Annotated in this window: 13 protein-coding genes; 9 read left to right on the top strand and 4 right to left on the bottom strand. The window is 69.6% G+C overall.

Annotated features, from left to right (window positions below; all coding sequences use genetic code 11):
- Positions 1-11 precede the first annotated feature (11 nt).
- The 3 genes from ACSMFO_RS06910 to ACSMFO_RS06900 all read left to right on the top strand — a co-directional run bounded on the left by ACSMFO_RS06910 (position 12) and on the right by ACSMFO_RS06900 (position 3,305).
- Positions 12-1,181 (top strand): hypothetical protein, encoded by a 1,170-nt coding sequence (locus ACSMFO_RS06910; protein ID WP_436457514.1) that lies wholly within the window; start codon positions 12-14, stop codon positions 1,179-1,181.
- Positions 1,178-1,960, top strand: a complete 783-nt coding sequence (locus ACSMFO_RS06905) for an SDR family oxidoreductase (RefSeq protein WP_436457512.1) — start codon at positions 1,178-1,180, stop codon at positions 1,958-1,960. Before ACSMFO_RS06910 ends, ACSMFO_RS06905 begins: the two co-directional genes overlap by 4 nt.
- Before the next feature lie 184 nt (positions 1,961-2,144).
- Positions 2,145-3,305 (top strand): sulfotransferase family protein, encoded by a 1,161-nt coding sequence (locus ACSMFO_RS06900; protein WP_436457510.1) that lies wholly within the window; start codon positions 2,145-2,147, stop codon positions 3,303-3,305.
- Between the two features lie 77 nt (positions 3,306-3,382).
- On the opposite strand, the gene ACSMFO_RS06895 is transcribed toward ACSMFO_RS06900, so the two are convergent.
- Together ACSMFO_RS06895 and ACSMFO_RS06890 are read right to left on the bottom strand one after the other, a co-directional pair.
- Positions 3,383-5,065 carry a GGDEF domain-containing protein gene (locus ACSMFO_RS06895; protein ID WP_037344064.1) on the bottom strand — a complete coding sequence of 561 codons (1,683 nt, stop codon included), beginning with the start codon at positions 5,063-5,065 and terminating at the stop codon, positions 3,383-3,385.
- A gap of 72 nt (positions 5,066-5,137) precedes the next feature.
- Positions 5,138-6,265: a lycopene cyclase family protein gene (locus tag ACSMFO_RS06890; protein WP_436457509.1), complete on the bottom strand. Its 1,128-nt coding sequence runs from the start codon at positions 6,263-6,265 to the stop codon at positions 5,138-5,140.
- 43 nt (positions 6,266-6,308) lie between these two features.
- Between ACSMFO_RS06890 and ACSMFO_RS06885 the strand changes: the two genes are divergently transcribed.
- The 5 genes from ACSMFO_RS06885 (at position 6,309) to ACSMFO_RS06865 (ending at position 14,042) form a co-directional block, all read left to right on the top strand.
- Positions 6,309-7,871: a deoxyguanosinetriphosphate triphosphohydrolase family protein gene (locus tag ACSMFO_RS06885; RefSeq protein WP_125736338.1), complete on the top strand. Its 1,563-nt coding sequence runs from the start codon at positions 6,309-6,311 to the stop codon at positions 7,869-7,871.
- A gap of 213 nt (positions 7,872-8,084) precedes the next feature.
- On the top strand, positions 8,085-10,955 hold the full coding sequence (locus tag ACSMFO_RS06880) for a S8 family serine peptidase (protein WP_436457647.1): 2,871 nt from the start codon (positions 8,085-8,087) through the stop codon (positions 10,953-10,955).
- A 259-nt stretch (positions 10,956-11,214) separates the two neighbouring features.
- Positions 11,215-11,883 (top strand): acVLRF1 family peptidyl-tRNA hydrolase, encoded by a 669-nt coding sequence (locus ACSMFO_RS06875; protein ID WP_436457507.1) that lies wholly within the window; start codon positions 11,215-11,217, stop codon positions 11,881-11,883.
- A gap of 142 nt (positions 11,884-12,025) precedes the next feature.
- Complete coding sequence (locus tag ACSMFO_RS06870; RefSeq protein WP_038515461.1) at positions 12,026-13,654, top strand: ABC-F family ATP-binding cassette domain-containing protein; 1,629 nt, start codon at positions 12,026-12,028, stop codon at positions 13,652-13,654.
- Positions 13,655-13,832: 178 nt separating this feature from the next.
- On the top strand, positions 13,833-14,042 hold the full coding sequence (locus tag ACSMFO_RS06865) for a helix-turn-helix domain-containing protein (protein ID WP_003071237.1): 210 nt from the start codon (positions 13,833-13,835) through the stop codon (positions 14,040-14,042).
- On the opposite strand, the gene ACSMFO_RS06860 is transcribed toward ACSMFO_RS06865, so the two are convergent.
- Positions 14,043-15,344 carry a glycosyltransferase family 87 protein gene (locus tag ACSMFO_RS06860; protein ID WP_436457504.1) on the bottom strand — a complete coding sequence of 434 codons (1,302 nt, stop codon included), beginning with the start codon at positions 15,342-15,344 and terminating at the stop codon, positions 14,043-14,045.
- Positions 15,345-15,490: 146 nt separating this feature from the next.
- On the opposite strand from ACSMFO_RS06860, the gene ACSMFO_RS06855 reads away from it, so the two are divergent.
- Positions 15,491-17,356 carry an ABC transporter ATP-binding protein gene (locus ACSMFO_RS06855; RefSeq protein WP_436457502.1) on the top strand — a complete coding sequence of 622 codons (1,866 nt, stop codon included), beginning with the start codon at positions 15,491-15,493 and terminating at the stop codon, positions 17,354-17,356.
- Positions 17,357-17,359: 3 nt separating this feature from the next.
- On the opposite strand, the gene ACSMFO_RS06850 is transcribed toward ACSMFO_RS06855, so the two are convergent.
- On the bottom strand, positions 17,360-18,553 hold the full coding sequence (locus ACSMFO_RS06850; RefSeq protein ID WP_436457501.1) for a serine hydrolase domain-containing protein: 1,194 nt from the start codon (positions 18,551-18,553) through the stop codon (positions 17,360-17,362).
- Between the last annotated feature and the right edge of the window lie 79 nt (positions 18,554-18,632).

Raw genomic sequence — 18,632 nt, 5'->3', positions numbered from 1 at the left:
GGGAGTCGCCGGTGCTCACTCAACCGTTGGCGGACGCGATCGCCGAAGCCGAGAAGGTCATCGCGGAGGCGCCGCACATCCGCACCGAACAGGATCTGGTCGAGGGGTACGACTACCTCGCCGGCAGCATCCGCGCCTCCCTGCAGATGGCGTGGGCCTACGAACGCGACTACCCGTTCTTCACCCAGTCCACCGGGCCGTATACGAAGATGGGCCTGGACAACCCGGACACGCTGTACTTCAACGCGAACATCCGCGAGGACCGCGAGTACGTCGTCACCGGGACGCGGGGGAGCACGGCCGACGTCAGTTTCCAGGTCCTCAACGGCGACTACTCGCCCGTCGAGGTGCCGGACAGCCTCGCCGCCTTCGACGATCGCGAGATCGAGATCGCCGACGACGGCTCGTTCGAGCTCCGCTTCGGTCCGGCGAAACCCGACCCCGGCCCCAACTATTTCGTCCTCGGCCCGGGTTCGTCGATGCTCGTGGTGCGCGAGGTCTACAGCGACTGGGCCACCGAACGCCGCGGCACGATCCAGATCCAGTGCGCCGACACCGCGGGGGGCGCGCCCGCGCCGCTCACCCGCGACGGGCTGGCCAAGCGGTACGGCGTCACCGGCAAGATCCTGCTGAGCAGGCTGCGTACGTTCCTCGCCTTCCCGAAGTGGTTCTACCTGAACCTGCCGGTGAACACGATGACCGAGCCGCGTCCCACACCGGGCGGGCTGACCACGCAGTACTCGTCGGCCGGGCACTACGAACTCGGCGACGAAGAGGTCATGATCGTGACGGTGCCGCGTTCGGACGCGCCCTATCAGGGCATCCAGCTCGGCAGCGTCTGGTACCTCTCGCTCGACTACATCAACCATCAGACGAGCCTCACCGCCGACCAGGCGCGGGTCGACCCGGACGGCAAGATCCGTTTCGTGATCAGCGAACGCGACCCGGGCCTGGCCAACTGGCTCGAACGCACCGGTCACGACCGCGGGTACGTCCAGATCCGCTGGCAGCGCCTTTCCCGTGCGCTCGGCGAGGCCGACGGTCCCGAGGTCGAGGTGGTGAAGTTCGGCGAACTCGCCGACCGGCTGCCGTTCTACGACGAAGCGCAGGTGACCCCGGGGGAATGGGCGGATCGGATATCGGCCCGTCAGACCGCCGTCGCGGCGAGGATGCTGGGATGACGGATCTGTTGCGGGACAAGGTGGTCGTGGTCTCCGGCGTCGGTCCGGGACTCGGCCGGTCCATCGCCACCCGCTGCGCCGCGGCGGGCGCCGACGTCGTCCTCGCGGCCCGTACCGAATCGCGGCTCGCCGAGGTCGCGAAGGAGGTCGACGCACTTGGCCGCCGCGCGGTCACCGTGCCCACCGACATCACCGACGACGCTTCGGCCACGAATCTCACCGAAACCGCCTTGAAGGCGTTCGGCCGGGTGGATGCCTTGGTGAACAACGCTTTCGCCATCCCGCCGATCATGGACCTCGCCGACGTCGACCTGGCCGACGTGCGGGCGGGGTTCGAGACCAACGTGCTCGCCGCCCTGCGGCTCACGCGGCTGTTCACGTCTTCGCTCGCGGAGAGCGGCGGCTCGGTGGTGATGATCAATTCGGCCGTACTGAGGCATTCCCGGCGGACGTTCGGCGCGTACAAAATGGCGAAGGCGAGCCTGCTCGCGCTCGCGCAAAGTCTCGCCTCGGAACTCGGGCCGCGGGGGATCCGCGTCAATTCGGTCGCGCCCGGCTACATCTGGGCGGACTCGCTGAAATGGTATTTCGCTTATCTGGCCAAGGAACGCGGCGTGCCGCCGGAGCAGGTGTACGCCGAGACGGCGGAGACGATCGACCTGCGCCGCCTGCCGCAGCCGGACGAGATCGCCGACACCGTCGTGTTCCTCGCCTCGTCGCTCGCCCGGTGCGTCACCGGCCAGTGTCTCGACGTCAACGCCGGCGAATACCACCACTGAGCCTGTTGGCGGAGCTGCAGAAGGATTCGAAAGGCGGCTAGACGCGTGAACCCGCCCCGGCCGAAGGCCCCGCTATCGCGGTGGCAGGGCGCCTTGTCCGCCATCGTGAGGTAGATGACCAGGCAGCGCCCTGCCGACGTCGATCACGGATGCGGGTTCACCAACAGATACTGAGAGGGAGAACATGCTGCCAGGGCGGGAAAACGTCGGCACCGTGGAAGATCTGCACGCGTCGGCGGCGAAGCTCACCGGGTTGGACGACTTCGGTGGCGAAGACCATCTCGAAGGTCTCCGTGTGCTGCTGGATTCGTACGCCGGCGAGGCGGGTTTGACCCCGTACGGCAACAAGATCCATCGCGCCTTTCTGCGCGGAGCCCTGGTGGCGAGGTCGCTGAGCGAGGCCTCGTGGAAGCAGAACCCGGAGTACGCGGACGTTCCGGTCGAGCGGCCCATCTTCGTCACCGGGCTGCCGCGCACCGGGACCACGGCGCTGCACCGGCTGCTCACCGAGGATCCGGCGCATCAAGGGCTGGAGGTCTGGCTGACCGAAGTGCCGCAACCGCGCCCGCCGCGCAAGACGTGGGCGGAAAACCCGGTCTTCCAAGGGATCCAGGCGGGTTACGAGAAGCACCACGTCGAGCATCCCGAGTTCATGGGACTGCACCACATGTCCGCCGACCAGGTCGAGGAATGCTGGCAGCTGTTGCGGCAGTCCCTGAAATCGGTGTCCTACGAATGCCTCGCGCACGTGCCGTCGTACTCGCGCTGGCTGGACGGGCAGAGCTGGACCGACGCCTATCGCAGGCACCGGCGGAACCTGCAGCTCATCGGCCTGCCCGACGCCGGGCGCCGTTGGGTGCTCAAGAATCCGAGCCATCTTTTCGCGCTCGACGCGCTACTGGAGGTGTACCCCGACGCGCTGATCGTCCAGACCCATCGCGCGCCGAGCACGATCGTCGCGTCGGTGTGCAGCCTGAACGAGCAGGCTTCGGAGGGCTGGTCCGACGTCTTCCGCGGCGACGTGATCGGCCGGAGCCAGCTGGATCTCTGGGCGCGGGGTGCGGAAAAGTCCTTGGCGGCGAGGAAACGGCATGATCCCGCGCAGTTCTGCGATGTCCGGTACGAGGATTTCGTCGCCGACCCGATCGGCACGGTCGAGGGCGTGTACCGGCATTTCGGTCTCCCGCTGAGCGATGCCGCGCGGGACGCGATGACCGTCGTGCATGCCGAGAGCCGTTCCGGGGAAAGGAAACCCGTGCACCGGTACGACCTCGCGGACTTCGGGCTCACCGCCGGCGAGGTCGACGAACGCTTCTCGGCCTACCGCGCCGCCTACGACCTCTGACTTCCCGCATTTCGTCCTCTGAATGCGGTAGTTGCACGCGCAAGGAACGCATTCAGAGGACGAAATGCGGGGAGGGGTCAGAAGCCGGCGACGCGTTGCGAGGGCAGGCCGCGCGTCGTGATCCCGCGCAGCACCTCGACGCGGTCCGAGCCCGGTCGCCCGAGTACCCAGCTCGACCCGGGGACCTCCTTGGCCTGCTTCTTCAACGGCGCCAGCAGCCGGGAAGCGTCCTTGTAGGACCGGATGGCGCCGTTCCCGCACACCAGGGTCGCCAGCGAGACCGTCACCGGGAGCCCGTCGGCCGACCATGGCGTGTCCAGCAGCGCGGTGGCGACCGTGCCGATCTCGTCGACGTCGCAGGCGATCAGGAAATCGTCCCCGCCCACATGGCTGACGCGCATCCGGCGGAGCCGGGCCTCCAGATCGGTGAGCGTCCGGCCGAGCGTGCGGATCAGGTCGTCGCCCGCCGCGAACCCGGCGGTGTCGTTGACCGTCTTGAACGAATCGACGTCCAGCCAGGCCGCGACGAACGGCTCCCGCGCGTTGATCCGGCGGTCGACGTCCCTCGCGACCGCGTCGCTGCCGGGCAGGCGGGTCAGCGGGCTCAGCGAGACCGCCTCCTCGACCTTCGCTTCCGCGACCCCGCGGACGACCTCGTTCACCAGCACCACACCGACACATCGGCCGCGGTCGTCGACCACGACGACGTCGTCGCCGGTCCGGCCCCAGTCCGCGTCGGTGACCAGTTCGAGGAATTCGAGCGCGCTCGCGTCGGCGTGGATCGTGTGCGGCCGGTCGGCGAGCCTCGACGCCGGCCGTTTGGCGTGCAGGGCGTGGCCGTACAACCCGGTGACCGCGACCAGGAACCGGGTCCGGTCGATCGACCACTGTGGACGGTGGCGGTCGTCGATGCCGACGATGCCGCTCGGGCCGTCGGCGGCGGCCAGCACCTCGCGTACGTCGTCGCAGGTCGCGTCTTCCGGCAGCGTGGTCGCGGGCCGGAGGAAGTCGCCGACGCGGCGGGCGCGGGCGGTGCCGGGGATGAACGGCCCCGGCGCGTCCGGTGCGGGCAGCGGCGCGTGGTCGCCGTCCGGCGGGGCGAGCAGGTTGCCCTGCGCGATCCGTACCCCGAGCCGCCGTGCGGATTCCAGCTGCTCCGTGGTCTCCAGCCCGGTCGCGACCAGGCGGTTGTCGGTGCGCGACGCGAAGTGCAGCACCGCTTCGACCACCGCGACGGCGGCCGGGTCGTGCGGCAGGCCTCGCAGCACGCTGCGGTCCAGTTTCACCAGGTCGACGGGCGCCGAAGCGAGCAGCGTCAGCGGGAGGTCGCCGCGGCCGAGGCCGTCGAGCGCGAGCCGGAAACCGAGTTCGGTGAGCCGTCGCATACCGGTCAGCAGCAGGTCGGCGGGGATCTGCGTGAACGGCGGCCCGATCTCCAGCACCACGTCCCTGGTCCGGCGGCCGGCCAGGCTGAGCGCGTCGGTCAGCGGATCGAACTGCGACGGCGGCGCGGCCACCGTCCGCGCGGACAGGTTCAGGTGCAGGGGGAGGGCGGCCTGCGGTTCGCGCAGCTGCCGGACGGCCTCGGCGGCCAGCCCGACGTCGACCTCGGCCAGCCTGCCGTTGCGCCGGGCGTCGGCGAGCAACTCGTGGGCGGTCCCACGGCCCGGCCGCGCCAAGGCTTCGAACGCGACGACGCCACCGGTGTGCAGGCTGTACAACGGCTGGTAAGCGAAGCGGACAGCGATCTGCAACGTCACAAGCGCATATTCGCCGGTGACGGCGCGAAACAAAACACGTGTCAACTGATGTTCATCGCGAAGGCACCTGGGTTACCTAGAACGGCGTAACGCACGCCACCCGATCAGGTGTTTTCTTACTTGCCACGGTGACAATCGGAAAAGTGCCGACATCGCTTCGGTCGTACCCGAAACATCTTCGCGACCGCTCGTGAAAGCGCGCTGGAGCTCCGTGGGCAACGTGAAGAACAGATCGAAGAACACCGGGACCAGTTCGGGCGGCATCCCGCACAACGCGCGCAATCCATGCCGTCGCAATCCGTGCACGGTGCGTGCCGAGGACGGCCACAGCGCCCGATGCGCGGCCGCCGCCACCGCGGCGGGACCTCGATCCCAAGCCTCGACGACGGCGTCCGCGACCGGCTCCGCGAGCCGCACCGACGTCGCGACGCTGTACCCGGTGGCCGGATGCACCAGCGCTCCGGCGGCCCCGAACGGCACCGTCCGGCCGCGCCGGGGCGCGGGCAGATCGAGCACGATCCGCACCCGTTCCTCGCGCCCGCGCGACGTCAGGCCGACGGCCCGGAGCCGGGTGCGCAGCCGAGCCACCAGGACATCCAGGGGCAGTCCGGGTTTGCGGGCGAGCGAGGTCTCCTCGACCAGGACGGTGCCGTCGCCGAGCGGTAGTACATAGAGGAATCCGGACTCCGTGTCCCGCCAGTCCATGAACACGGCGGTGTCCGGGCGGTCGGCCAGGCGCAGCGCGTCCTCGGCGGGGAGGACGACGCCGAACGCCGTCTGTTCGTACCGGTTCCCCCGGGGCCGGGCGCCGGTGGCGTCCACGTACAGACCTGTCGCGAGGACCCGGCCGTCCTTCAGGCGCACTGAGGAACCTTGCCGCCCGTGGTCCACGCCGGACACCGTCCCGGCGACGACGTCGTAGCCCTCGTCCAGCCACCGGCGCAGGCCGTCGTTGTCCACCACCAGGTAGCGGCGGTCGAGGACGTGCGGTCCGGTCCCGAAGGCGAGCGTGGCCGACGGCGCGCACGCGACGGCGCTCGTCGGCAGCGCGGGCAGCTCGTCGGCCCACAGCCCGTAGGTCGCCCGCCAGCGCCTGCCCGGCGCCGGGTCGATCAGGACCGTCGCCAGGCCGCGCCGGGCGCAGGCACGCGCGAGCGCCCGGCCCGCCGGGCCGCCACCCGCGATCACCACGTCCGCCACCTTCGTATCTCATCACGCCGCCCCGACGGATACGGTGTTGCGCATGGAACAGACGGACCCGAGGACGTGGCGGCGCGATCCGGCGAGCGAGAGCGCCGGGTTCACCGACCTCGCCACGAGCCCGTTCCGGATCGACCGGGACCGGATCGCCGCGTCGCCCTTCTTCGCGCGGCTCGGCGGGGTGACGCAGGTGGTCAGCGCCGGCGGTTCCGGGCTCCTGCACAACCGCCTCACCCACAGCCTCAAGGTCGCGCAGGTCGCCCGCGCGATCGCCGAGCGGATCAATTCCGCCAGCGATTCCGCCGAACTCGCCGCGAAGCTGGGCGGCTGCGACCCGGACGTCGCCGAGGCCGCCTCGCTCGCGCACGATCTGGGGCATCCGCCGTTCGGGCATCTCGGCGAGCAGACCCTGGACCGGATCGCCCGGCACCGGTTCGGCCTCGCCGACGGTTTCGAAGGCAACGCGCAGTCGTTCCGGATCATCACCACGACCGACGTGCGCGGCCCGTCCGCCTCCGGTCTGGACCTCACCACGGCGGTGCGCGCCGCGGTGCTGAAATACCCGTGGGCGCGGTTGCACGTGCCCGATCCGCATCCGACGTCGATGGACGTCCAGCCACGCGGCGCGGCCGAACCGGCCGACGCCCCCGGCACCGGCGCGAGCAAGTTCTCCGCCTACAGCACCGAACTTGACGACTTCACCCAGGCGCGGGCCCCGTTCGCCGGCCGGATCGAACCTTGGCAGCAGACCGTCGAAGCGTCCGTGATGGACACCGCCGACGACATCGCGTACGCCATCCACGATCTCCAGGACTTCCACCGGATCGGTGTCCTGCAGCACGCCCCGGTCGCCGCCGAGTTCACCGGCTGGGCCGACCACGCGGCGGAACTGGCCGCGCTGGACGAGGCGACCTTGACCGCCGAACGGCGGCTGCCCGGCCGTTCGCTGGAACGGCTGCGCCGCCGGATGCACGCCAAGGACGGGTGGATCGTCGACGACGACGCCTTCACCAGCGCCGTCGCCCGTGTGCGCGACGAACTCGTCGACGGTCTGCTCGCCACCGGGTTCGACGGTTCCATCGAGGCCGAACAGGCCACCGCCGCCTTCTCCGCGAAATGGACCGCGCGACTCGTCGACGGCGTCCAGGTGGTGGCGTCGCCCTCCACCCGGACAGGGCATCTCACGCTGCGTCCCGCGCAGTGGCACGAGGTGCAGGTGCTGAAGTTCGTACACCGGCGGTTCGTCCTGTTGCGCCCGGAACTCGCGCTGCACCAACGCGGGCAGGCGAGTCTGGTGACCACCTTGGTCGACGCACTGGACGCGTGGCTGCTCGACCGCGACGAGTTCTACCGTCTCCCGCGACGGCTGCACGATCTGGTGGAACTGGCGCAGTCCGAGTTCTCCGCGTTGGCGCGGACGTCGCCGGAGCTGCTCATCGGAGCGACCGGGGAACCGGTCACCGGCGCGGACGCCGTCCGGGGCCTGGCGCGGGGGAGGGCGGTCGTCGACTTCGTGGCGTCGCTGACGGACAAACAGGCGGTGACCCTTTTGGACGGCTTGTCGGGCCGTGCTTCGCAGCCTTGGTCGGACTCGTTCGTCCTGTAACGACACGATTACCCTGAACGGCCCACGACCTGCGGCCGAATCCGGAAATTCTCCATCCGACGTCACCCGAACGGCTCCTGCCGCCGGTGCACGCCCGGTACTTAGCTTGATCCAGCCGGTGATCGCCGGCGTCGGTCAGCGTGAGTCGGGGCACGCGCCTAGGAATCGGAGGCGCACGTGCGTCCAACCCGTTCTAGTCGGAGAAGAAGAACGATCCTGACCGCGGGCACCGCGGCCCTCGTCACCGCGCTCGGCCTGGTGAGCCCGCCCGTCGCGATGGCGGAGACCACGCAGTCGCCGGACGCGTTCTCGGAGAACACCGTCCGGCAGATCGAGGCACTGCAGTCGATCAAGAAGAGCCAGAACGCCGGCGAGTCCAAAGTGGACAGCCGACTGCTCGTCGAACAGAAACTCCGCGCGCAGCGGATGTCGGCCTCCGCGGTTCCCGCACTGGGGTCTGGGGCGAATGTCTCCGCGGCCGGCACCGTACTCGTGGACATCCGTGGCCAGGTCTCGGAAGAACTCCTCAAGGGACTGCGTGAATCCGGTGCGGGGATCCGCGCGGTCTCCGAGCGGTACGGCAGTGTCCGCGCCGAGGTGCCGCTGAACGCGGTGCCGGCGATCGCGGCCCGCGCCGACGTCAAGAAGGTCGAGACCGCCAACGAGGCGTTCACGGCCCGCCAGCTCGCCGAGCCCGCCACTGCGGGCAAGCGGGAGAGCAAGGAGGAGAAGGCCGCCCGGATCGCGGACGAGCTGAAGAAGGCCGTCGAGGCCAAGGGACAGGTCGGTATCGCGGCAGGGCCGACCAACAGCGAAGGCGACCGCGCGCACAACGCCGACACCGCCCGCCAGCAGTTCGGCGTGACCGGGGTCGGCACCAAGATCTGCGCGTTGTCCGACGGCATCGACTCGCTCGCGACCTCGCAGGCACGCGGCGAACTCCCGGCGGGCGTCGACGTGATCCCCGGCCAGGAAGGCGACGGCGACGAGGGCACCGCGATGCTCGAGATCATCCACGATCTCGCGCCGAACGCGGCACTCGGTTTCGCCAGCGCGTTCAACTCCGACGCCAGTTTCGCCGACAACATCCGCAAACTGCGTTTCGACGCGCACTGCGACGTCATCGTCGACGATGTCCTGTACTTCAAGGAATCCCCGTTCCAAGACTGGATCATCGCGCAGGCCGTGAACGACGTGACCGCGAACGGCGCGCTGTACTTCTCCTCGGCCGGTAACGAGGGCAACGTCGCCGACGGCACTTCGGGCCACTGGGAAGGCGACTTCGTCGACTCCGGCAAGAGCATCGGCAAATACGCCGGTACCGCGCACAACTTCGCCGGTGCCGCGGGCAACCAGATCTTCCAGCCGATCTCGAGCGCGTCGGGCCGGGTACCGGTCACGTTGTTCTGGTCGGACCCGCTGGGCCGCTCGAACAACGACTACGACCTGTACCTGCTGAACGCGGCGGGCAACGTCGTCGACTTCAGCCAGGACGTCCAGACCGGCACCCAGGACGCCTACGAACGAGTGGACACCACGGGTGTCGCCGGGCTGCGGCTGGCCATCGTCAAGTTCTCCGGTGAGGGCCGCTACCTTTCGCTGTCCGCGCTGCGTGGCCGGTTCACCGATTCGGCCGACGGCCTCAAGGCCTACACCAAACCCGGCGTGACCGTGGGCCACTCGGCCGCGCGGGACGCGTTCAGTGTCGCGGCGGCCCCCGCCGCCAAGGCGTTCCCCCGTGCCCTCGAACCGGGCGACCCGGCCAACCCGGCGGGCCCGTTCCCGGCGGCGTTCGGCCCGGGCTCGAAGGTCGAACGGTTCACTTCGGACGGTCCGCGGCGGATGTTCTACCAGGCCGACGGCACCCCGATCACCCCGGGCAACGTGTCCGGGACCGGTGGCGAGGTCCGGAACAAGCCGGACATCACCGCGGCCGACGGCGTCTCCACCAGCGTCACCGGCTTCACCACGTTCTACGGCACGTCGGCCGCCGCGCCGCACGCCGCCGCGATCGCGGGCCTGGTGCTCTCGGGCAACCCGGGGCTGCCCCCGGCCGAGGTGCGTGAAGCGCTGATCAACACCGCCGTCGACATCCTGGCCCCCGGCCGCGACAACTCCAGCGGCGCGGGCGTCATCCTCGCCGACAAGGTGCTCGCCTACACCGGCGCCAGCCCGCAGCCGCTCGCGTCCGCGGGCCAGCCGACGGTCACCCCGGCCGACGGCGGATCCGCGCTCGACCCGGGTGACACCGCCAAGGTCACCCTGCCGGTGACCAACCGCGGCGACGGTACCGCGACGTCCACCAGTGTCGTGCTCTCCAGCCCGACCCCCGGTGTCACGGTGGCGCCGCGATCGAAGTCCTACGGCACGATCAGCCCCGGGCAGACCGGCGTGAACGACTTCACCATCACCGTTCCCGCCACGCAGGAGCTCGGGGTGCCGGTGGTGCTGAACGCGCGCGTGACCTTCGCGGGTTCGTACTCGCCGACGACGTCCACGTTCTCGCTGCCGGTCGGCACCCCGTCGCCGGTGACGCAGAACTTCGCCTACGCCGGTGACGCGGTGGCGATCCCGGACAGCGATCCGACCGGCGTGACCGTGCCGATCACGGTGAGTGGCGTCGGGCGCGCGTCGAAGCTGACGTTCTCGGTGGACGGCGCGACCTGCAACACCGACCAGACCTCGGCGACCGTGGGCATCAACCACTCGTACGTCGGTGACCTGGTCGGCACGCTGACGTCGCCCGCGGGCGCGAAGGCGACCGTGTTCCAGCGCAGCGGCGGCTCGGGCAACAACCTGTGCCAGGTCGTCTTCGCCGACAACGCGGCCGCCGCGTTCAGTTCGGTGACCGCGGCGAACGCGCCGTTCACCGGCACCTACAAGCCGGCGCAGGCGCTCGGCGGCCTGGCCGGTGCGGCGGCCGACGGCACGTGGAAGTTCACCGCGGTCGACGTCGCCGGTGGCGACACCGGTTCGATCCGCTCGATCTCCTTGCACATCAACGGTTTCGTGCAGCCCGGCGTGGCCGAGCGGCCCGCGGGTGTCGGGAAGTCGGTGGGGAAGGGGCCGGTGAAGCCGGTCTAGTCCTCTGGCCATGCGCGTGAAGGCCTCCTTCCCTCGGCTCAGTCGAGGGAAGGAGGCCTTCACGCGCGTAAGCGGAGGCGTGGCTCGCGTGATTGGACACGTAACTCGCGTGATTGGTGGCCGCACTCGCGAGTGCGGGGAACGGCAGCGCGGGTATCCGGCGGGCAGTCGATGTTGCGAAAGCCACTTTCGCAACCTTCAACGTTGCGAAAGTGGCTTTCGCAACGCCTGCCGACGCCAGGCCCCGTACGTTGGACCCATGGCGAGGGAGCGGCAGGTGGCGGGCGGGGGCCGGGCGGTCGAAGTCGCCCCGGATCGCCTCGAAGGCTGGTACGCGCGCTTCGCCGTCCGCAACGAAGGCGTCCGCTCGACCGAACTGAAGCCGGACACCGTCACGGTCGTCGCGGACAACGGCGTCGTCGCCGTCGCGACCGTCCCTTTCGGACCATTGAAGGCGGAAGGAACGGTGACGGGGCTGGCCGTCGGCCCGCTCGTCGAGCACGCGCTGATCTCGCGGAGGATCGCGCTCTTGCTGGTCCGCCGCGGCGGGCACAGTGTTGGGATCGCGCGCGGGGGAGTGGTCGTCCAGTCCAGGACGGACCGTCATCTCGTCCAGGGCCGGTCCGCGGCGGGCGGGTGGTCGCAGCAGCGGTTCGCGCGGCGCAGGGAAGGGCAAGTCCGCACAGCGCTACGGGCCGCCGCGGAAGACGCCTTCGAAGTGCTCGTCCCTCAACTGTCCGAAGTGGACGCAGTCGTCCTCGGCGGTGACCGCCGCGCCTTGGAAACCCTGCGCGAGGACAGGCGGCTGGCGCCGTTGTTCGAGCGTGCCGAACCCCGCGTTCTCGACATCCCCGAACCGCGCCGCACGGTGCTCGAAGACGCGGCGGAGCGGGCCGTCGCGGTCGAAATCACCCTCGCCGGGCCGTGACGTCGGGCACGGTCGGATAAAACCGTTCGACACCGGCCCGTACACTGATCGCGTGGACATCCTCTTGGAGTAGCTCCTCGCCGGCCCGTCGGCCGGCGAGTCGAAGCTGTCCGCTCATCCACCCCTTGTACCGGGAGTTCCCGTGATCACGGCCTCTGGCCTGCAGCTGCGCGCTGGTTCGCGCATCCTGCTCGACGACACCAACGTCCGCATCCAGCAGGGCGACCGCATCGGCCTGGTCGGCCGCAACGGCGCCGGCAAGACCACCTCGCTCAAGGTGCTGGCGGGGGAGGGCGAGCCGTACGCGGGCGAAGTCCGCCGCAGCGGCGAGCTCGGCTATCTCCCGCAGGACCCGCGCGAGGGCGACCTGTCCGTCACCGCGAAGGACCGTGTGCTCTCCGCGCGCGGCCTCGACTCCTTGCTGCGCAACATGGAAAAAGCGCAGAACGCGATGTCGGAGCTGGTGGACGAGAAGGAACGCGACAAGGCGGTCAACCGCTACAGCCGTCTCGAAGAGCGCTTCGCCTCTCTCGGTGGGTACGCCGCCGAGAGTGAGGCCGCGCGGATCTGTTCCAACCTCGGCCTCGCCGACCGGGTGCTCGCGCAGACGCTGCAGACGCTCTCGGGTGGTCAGCGCCGCCGCGTGGAGCTGGCCCGGATCCTGTTCGCCGCCGCCGAAGCGGGCGCCGGCGGCAAATCCGAGACCATCCTGCTGCTCGACGAGCCCACCAACCACCTCGACGCCGACTCCATCAACTGGCTTCGCGGCTTCCTGAAGCAGCACGACGGCGGTCTCGTGGTCATCAGCCACGACGTCGAACTGCTCGCGGACGTGGTCAACAAGGTCTGGTTCCTCGACGCGACCCGCGGCGAGCTCGACCTCTACAACATGGGCTGGCAGCGGTATCTCGACGCGCGCGCCACCGACGAGAAGCGCCGCCGCCGCGAGCGTGCGAACGCCGAGAAGAAGGCGTCCGCGCTGCAGCAGCAGGCCGCCAAACTGGGTGCCAAGGCGACGAAGGCCGTGGCCGCCAAGAACATGGCCCGCCGCGCCGAGCAGATGCTGTCCGCGCTCGACGAGACCCGGCAGGCCGACAAGGTCGCCCGGATCAAGTTCCCCGAGCCCGCCCCGTGCGGCCGGACCCCGCTCACCGCGGAGGGGCTCTCGAAGTCCTACGGTTCGCTCGAGATCTTCACCGGGGTCGACCTCGCCATCGACCGTGGTTCGAAGGTCGTCGTGCTCGGATTGAACGGTGCCGGAAAGACGACTCTGCTCCGCCTGCTCGGCGGAATGGAAACTCCGGATACCGGCGAGACCATTCCAGGTCACGGATTGCGTTTGGGCTATTACGCACAGGAACACGAAACGCTCGACCACGATGCGTCCGTGTGGGAAAATATCCGTCACCTCGCACCGGACACCGGCGCGCAGGAGTTGCGGAACCTCCTCGGCTCGTTCCTGTTCACCGGCGAGCAGCTCGATCAGCCCGCCGGCACGCTCTCCGGCGGTGAGAAGACGCGGCTCGCGCTCGCCGGTCTGGTGTCCAGCGCTGCCAACGTTTTGCTGCTCGACGAGCCGACGAACAACCTGGACCCGGCCAGTCGCGCCCAGGTCCTGGACGCTTTGCGCAGCTTCGCCGGCGCGGTCGTCCTGGTGACGCACGACCCGGGCGCGGTCGAGGCGCTGGAGCCGGAACGCGTGATCCTCCTGCCGGACGGAACCGAGGACCATTGGTCGGCGGATTATCTGGAACTTGTCCAGCTTGCGTGAGGCCTGCGTCCGTTCGGGTGCTTGATCGATGCCATCCGGCCACTGAAATGGCCCAATGTGATCGCGGTTTCAGCAGTTTTGCGCTCGTCGTCTGGCATTCCGGCGCTCAGTGTTCGATCATTGCGGCGACAGGGGCCGTTATGTGGCCCAGAACACTCTCGGCGGGAAGGCGATCGACGTGGCTGATCTCAAGAAAGGCGCGCGGATCACCGGCAACACGCGTGACAAGCTGGCCGCTGACCTGAAGAAGAAATACGAGAAGGGCTCGAGCATCCGCGCTCTCGCGGAGTCCACGGGTCGCTCGTACGGGTTCGTGCACCGGGTCCTCTCGGAGTCCGGCGTCCAGCTGCGCGGCCGTGGCGGTGCCACCAGGGTCAAGAAGAAGTAGTCACGAGGAAGTAGCGGACTGCTGCGCGGGGGGCGCAGTTCCCTTTCCAGGGACCGCTGTTTCACGGGTTTCCGCGGCGAGGAAGGCCAGCCTGGCACCGAGCAGGACCAGTGGATACACCAGGTAGCCGTACCGTGTCGCTGGAGTGAGCATGATCAGCGCGACCAGCCCGACGGCCATGCGCAGCAACGCGTCCGAACCGGTCGCGGGCGGGCGTCGCAGCAGCCAGACCAGGATCGCGACGGCCGCTATCCCGAGCAGGGCGAAGGAAACCGCCGTGCCCACCGGGCCGAGCGAGGCGATGAGGTGGCCGGGCAACGGGCTCGCCGCCGGTGACTTGATCACGCCGATTCCCATCGGGAACCGGAAGACGTGCTCGACGAACGCCTTGGGGTCCACCAGATAGACGGGTACGTGCAGGACGAGGGTCGTCACCACGAGTGCCGCGGCGAATCCGCCCAGTGCGCGATGACCACGCCGCGTGATCAACAGGACACCCAGCACCACGATCGCCGGCGCGACGATGAGTTTCGCGCTGACCACCAGTGCCAGCACCAGACCCGACAGGACCGCGCGGCCCGTCGAGGCCAGCGCGAAGGACAGCACCAGCAGCCCGACGATGGCCAGATCCGGGCCGGCGACCGCCCAGGTCAGCGCGGTCAGCGGGCAGGCGAGGGCGAGTTGTGCCGCGCTGACCGGGATTTTCGGCCGCTTCAGCAGCCGCAGTGTCAGCAGTACACATGCGACGGCCGCCAGCGCGAACATCCAGCGCGCGTCGGTGAGGGCGTTCGCGACCGGCCCGCCGCCCAGCAAGGCGCGCGGCAGACCGAAGACGGTCATCACGGGACCGTATGGTGTGTAATCGTTTACTTCCACCGCGCGACCGAGTGCGGTGACGTCGACGTACGGGGTTCCGTTCTCCAGAAGGAGTTTCGCCGAGCGTTCGATGACCCAGACCTCGGGCTGCGCGGCCCACGAGTTCGGCGTGACGAGCCAGTCCACTCCGGTCAGACGGCGAATGACGAGCATTCCCAACGGAAGGATCATGGCGAACAATCCGATGGCGCCGATACCCACCCACCGCGAGCCGAGCGCGCCGGGCAGCGCCTTGCCGCGCCGCGCGGCGATCGTCAGCCAGCCGGTGTGGACCACGGCGAGGCCGTAACCCGCGACGGCGAAGTTCGCCCACACGCGATAGCCGTAGAATTCCGCGACCGCCGTGTTCGCGACGGCGAAGATCAGGCAGCCCGTGTAGAAGACCAGATCGATGGTCAGTCGTCGCCGGTCGGGGTCCTTGGTCACCGGCCCAGGCTACCGACGTGGCCACCTGCGCCGGAAAGAGGACGCGGAAACCGGGAAGCATCCGGTGTGCTCCGGTGTTGGTCATGCTTATATCCGGGAAAACTCTCGACTAATATCGAGGTTTTGGGGGCGAAGAGAGGGTTCTCATGGACAACACGTGGACGCTGATGAACTCGGCGATGAAGTCGGCCGACGTTCCGAAGGGGCTGCACAAGGGCACGCTCCGCCGCGTCGCACGGTTCGCCAGGCCGCACTGGCGGAGGTTGCTGATATTCCTGGTGCTCACCGTCGTCTCGGCGGTACTGGCGGTGAGCACACCGGTGCTGGCCGGGAAGGTGGTCGACGCGATCGTCGGCGGGCACGACGTCGAGCTGGTGGTGTGGCTCGCCGTGGTGATCGCGGCGCTGGCGCTGATCGACGCCGGGCTCGGTCTGGCCGAACGGGCGCAGTCGTCGAGGATCGGCGAGGGGATCATCCTCGACCTGCGGCTCGCGGTGTACCGCCACGTGCAGCGGATGCCGGTCGCGTTCTTCACGCGCACCCGCACCGGCGCGCTGGTGAGCAGGCTCAACAACGACGTCATCGGCGCGCAGCGCACGTTCACCGCCACGCTGTCGGGGCTCGTCACCAACGTGATCCAGCTGGCGCTGTCGCTGGTGGTCATGGTGACGCTGTCCTGGCAGGTCACCCTGCTGGCATTGGTGCTGCTGCCGGTGTTCATCCTGCCGACGCGGCGGCTCGGGCGGCGGATGGCCGCGCTGCAGCGGGAGGCCGGCGGGCTCAACGCGTCGATGACCACGCAGATGACCGAACGGTTCTCCGCACCGGGCGCGACGCTGGTGAAGCTGTTCGGAGACCCGGAGCGTGAAGCGGGCGAGTTCGGCGCGCGGGCCGGGCGGGTGCGCGACATCGGCGTTCGCACGGCGATGCTGACGCGCTGGTTCCTGACCAGCCTGACCACGGTCTCCGCGCTCGCGCAGGCGCTGGTCTACGGGCTGGGTGGCTACCTGGCGCTGACCGGGGCGCTCGCGCCGGGCACCGTCGTGGCCTTGGCGTTGCTGCTGACCAGGCTGTACTCGCCGCTGACCGCGCTGGCGAACGTCCGGGTGGACGTGATGACCGCGCTGGTTTCGTTCGAGCGGGTTTTCGAGGTGCTCGACCTCAAGCCGATGATCGAGGAGAAGCCGGACGCGCGACGCGTTCCCGAAGGCCCGGTTTCGGTGGAGTTCTCCGATGTCCGGTTCGGCTACCCGGCGGCGGACCGGTACTCGCTGGCTTCGCTGGAGGACGTGTCCACTTTGGATCACCGGGGTGGTGAGGAGGTGTTGCACGGCATCAGCTTCCGCGCCGAACCCGGGCAGATGGTGGCACTGGTGGGATCGTCGGGCGCCGGCAAGTCGACGATCGCCTCGCTGCTGCCGAGGCTGTACGACGTCGACGCCGGTTCGGTGCGTTTGTCCGATGTGGACGTTCGAGAGCTGAGTTTCGCCTCGCTGCGGGAAACCGTCGGCGTGGTGACCCAGGACGGGCACCTCTTCCACGACACCATCCGCGCGAACCTCGAGTACGCGCGGCCCGGGGTCGCCGACGACGAGATCTGGTCGGCGCTGGAGAAGGCGCGCCTTGCCGAGTTGATCCGGGAGCTGCCGGACGGGCTGGAGACCGTGGTGGGGGAGCGGGGGTACCGGCTTTCCGGTGGCGAACGGCAGCGGCTGACCATCGCCCGGCTCCTGCTGGCGCAGCCGAAGGTCGTCGTCCTCGACGAGGCGACCGCGCATCTGGACTCGCAGTCCGAAGCGGCCGTCGGCGAGGCGCTGACCGACGCGCTGGACGGGCGGACCGCGCTGGTCATCGCGCACCGGTTGTCGACGGTGCGGGCGGCGGACCAGATCTTGGTGGTCGAGCACGGGGAGATCGTCGAGCGGGGGACGCACGAAGAGCTTCTCGCGCGCGAAGGTCGCTACGCGTCGCTGTACCTGACGCAGTTCTCGGAGGAGCCTGCGGCCGCGTGACCCTCAGATGGCTCGTGAGTGGTGAGGACGGTTAGAACCGTCCTCACCACTCACGAGGGCGGGGGAGGCGAAGGTCGCGTTCACCAGCGCCATCTTCCGCGGATCGTCCCGCATCAGCGGCCCCATCCGGTTCATCGTGTAGCCGAAGGCGATCCCGCTCTCCGGATCGGCGCCGCCGGACGAGCCGCCGAGCCCGTCGTGCCCGAAAGCGCGCGGGTTCGGGCCGAAGCCGCGTTCCTCGCTGCCGAGGTAGAACCCCAGCGCCCATTCGTTGCCCAGCCCGCCGACGACGTCGGCCTCCCGGCCCTGCCCTTCGCGGGCCGTCGCGAGCGCTTCGGCCGAGAGCAGCCGCCCGGAGGCGACCGCGCCGTAGATGGTCGCGATGGCCCGGGCGGTGCCGTGTCCGTTCAAGGCGGGCAGGATCGCGCGCCGCCAGGCGGGATCGTTGGCGTCGCGGCCTTGGACGCGCGGGTTCGCCAGCGCCGCGAGGGCGGCCGGGCCGGCGTTGGCGAACGCCTCGGTCAGGGCGGTTTTCATCTCGTCGCTGAGCACGGGCTCGACGAGGATGGAGCAGCGCGCCAGATCGTCGTCGGAATCCAGGCCGATCCGGAAGTCCGCGTCCAGCGGACCGGCGATGTGCTCGGCGAAGTACGCGCGGACGTCCTGGCCGCTCGCCCGGCGGATCACCTCGCCGACGAGGAAACCGAACGACAACGCGTGATAGCCGCTGGCCGTGCCCGGTTCGAAGAGCGGCGGCTGCGCGGCGAGCAGTCCGGTGATGTGGTCCCAGTCGTAGAGTTCCTCGACCTTCACCGGCCGGTCGACGCCGATCCCGGTCACCCCGGAGCGGTGCGAGAGCAGCCATCGCACGGGGATGTCCTGTTTGCCCGCGGCCGCGAACTCCGGCCAGTACTTCGCGACGGGCGCGTCGACGTCGAGCGCGCCGGCGTCGGCGAGGTGGTGCGCGCAGAGCGCGGTCATGCCCTTGGTGGTCGACCAGACGTTGGTGAGCGTGTCCGCGCGCCACGGCGTCGTCCGGTCCGGATCGGCCCAGCCCGCCCAGAGATCGACCACGGTCTCGCCGTGCCGGGTCACCGAGAACGCGGCGCCGATCTCACCGCGTCCGGCGAAGTTCTCCTCGAAGGCGGCCCGGACGGGTTCGAAGCCCGCCGCGCAGTCACCGTGGATCTCGGTCATGGCGCTGACCTCCCGTGGGGACACCGACCGGTCGGTATGTGACCGTAGAAGCGTCGCGGGGACGAGTCAAGAGGCCCGT

Source organism: Amycolatopsis sp. w19, from assembly GCF_051373225.1.
GTDB classification, from domain to species: domain Bacteria; phylum Actinomycetota; class Actinomycetes; order Mycobacteriales; family Pseudonocardiaceae; genus Amycolatopsis; species Amycolatopsis japonica.
This window is presented reverse-complemented; position numbering and strand designations above follow the sequence as displayed.

Coding starts and splice junctions, on each gene's coding strand:
- ACSMFO_RS06905 (WP_436457512.1), top strand. CDS start 1,178: ATGACGGATCTGTTGCGGGACAAGGTGGTCGTGGTCTCCGGCGTCGGT.
- ACSMFO_RS06900 (WP_436457510.1), top strand. CDS start 2,145: ATGCTGCCAGGGCGGGAAAACGTCGGCACCGTGGAAGATCTGCACGCG.
- ACSMFO_RS06885 (WP_125736338.1), top strand. CDS start 6,309: ATGGAACAGACGGACCCGAGGACGTGGCGGCGCGATCCGGCGAGCGAG.
- ACSMFO_RS06875 (WP_436457507.1), top strand. CDS start 11,215: ATGGCGAGGGAGCGGCAGGTGGCGGGCGGGGGCCGGGCGGTCGAAGTC.
- ACSMFO_RS06855 (WP_436457502.1), top strand. CDS start 15,491: ATGGACAACACGTGGACGCTGATGAACTCGGCGATGAAGTCGGCCGAC.
- ACSMFO_RS06850 (WP_436457501.1), bottom strand. CDS start 18,553: ATGACCGAGATCCACGGTGACTGCGCGGCGGGCTTCGAACCCGTCCGG.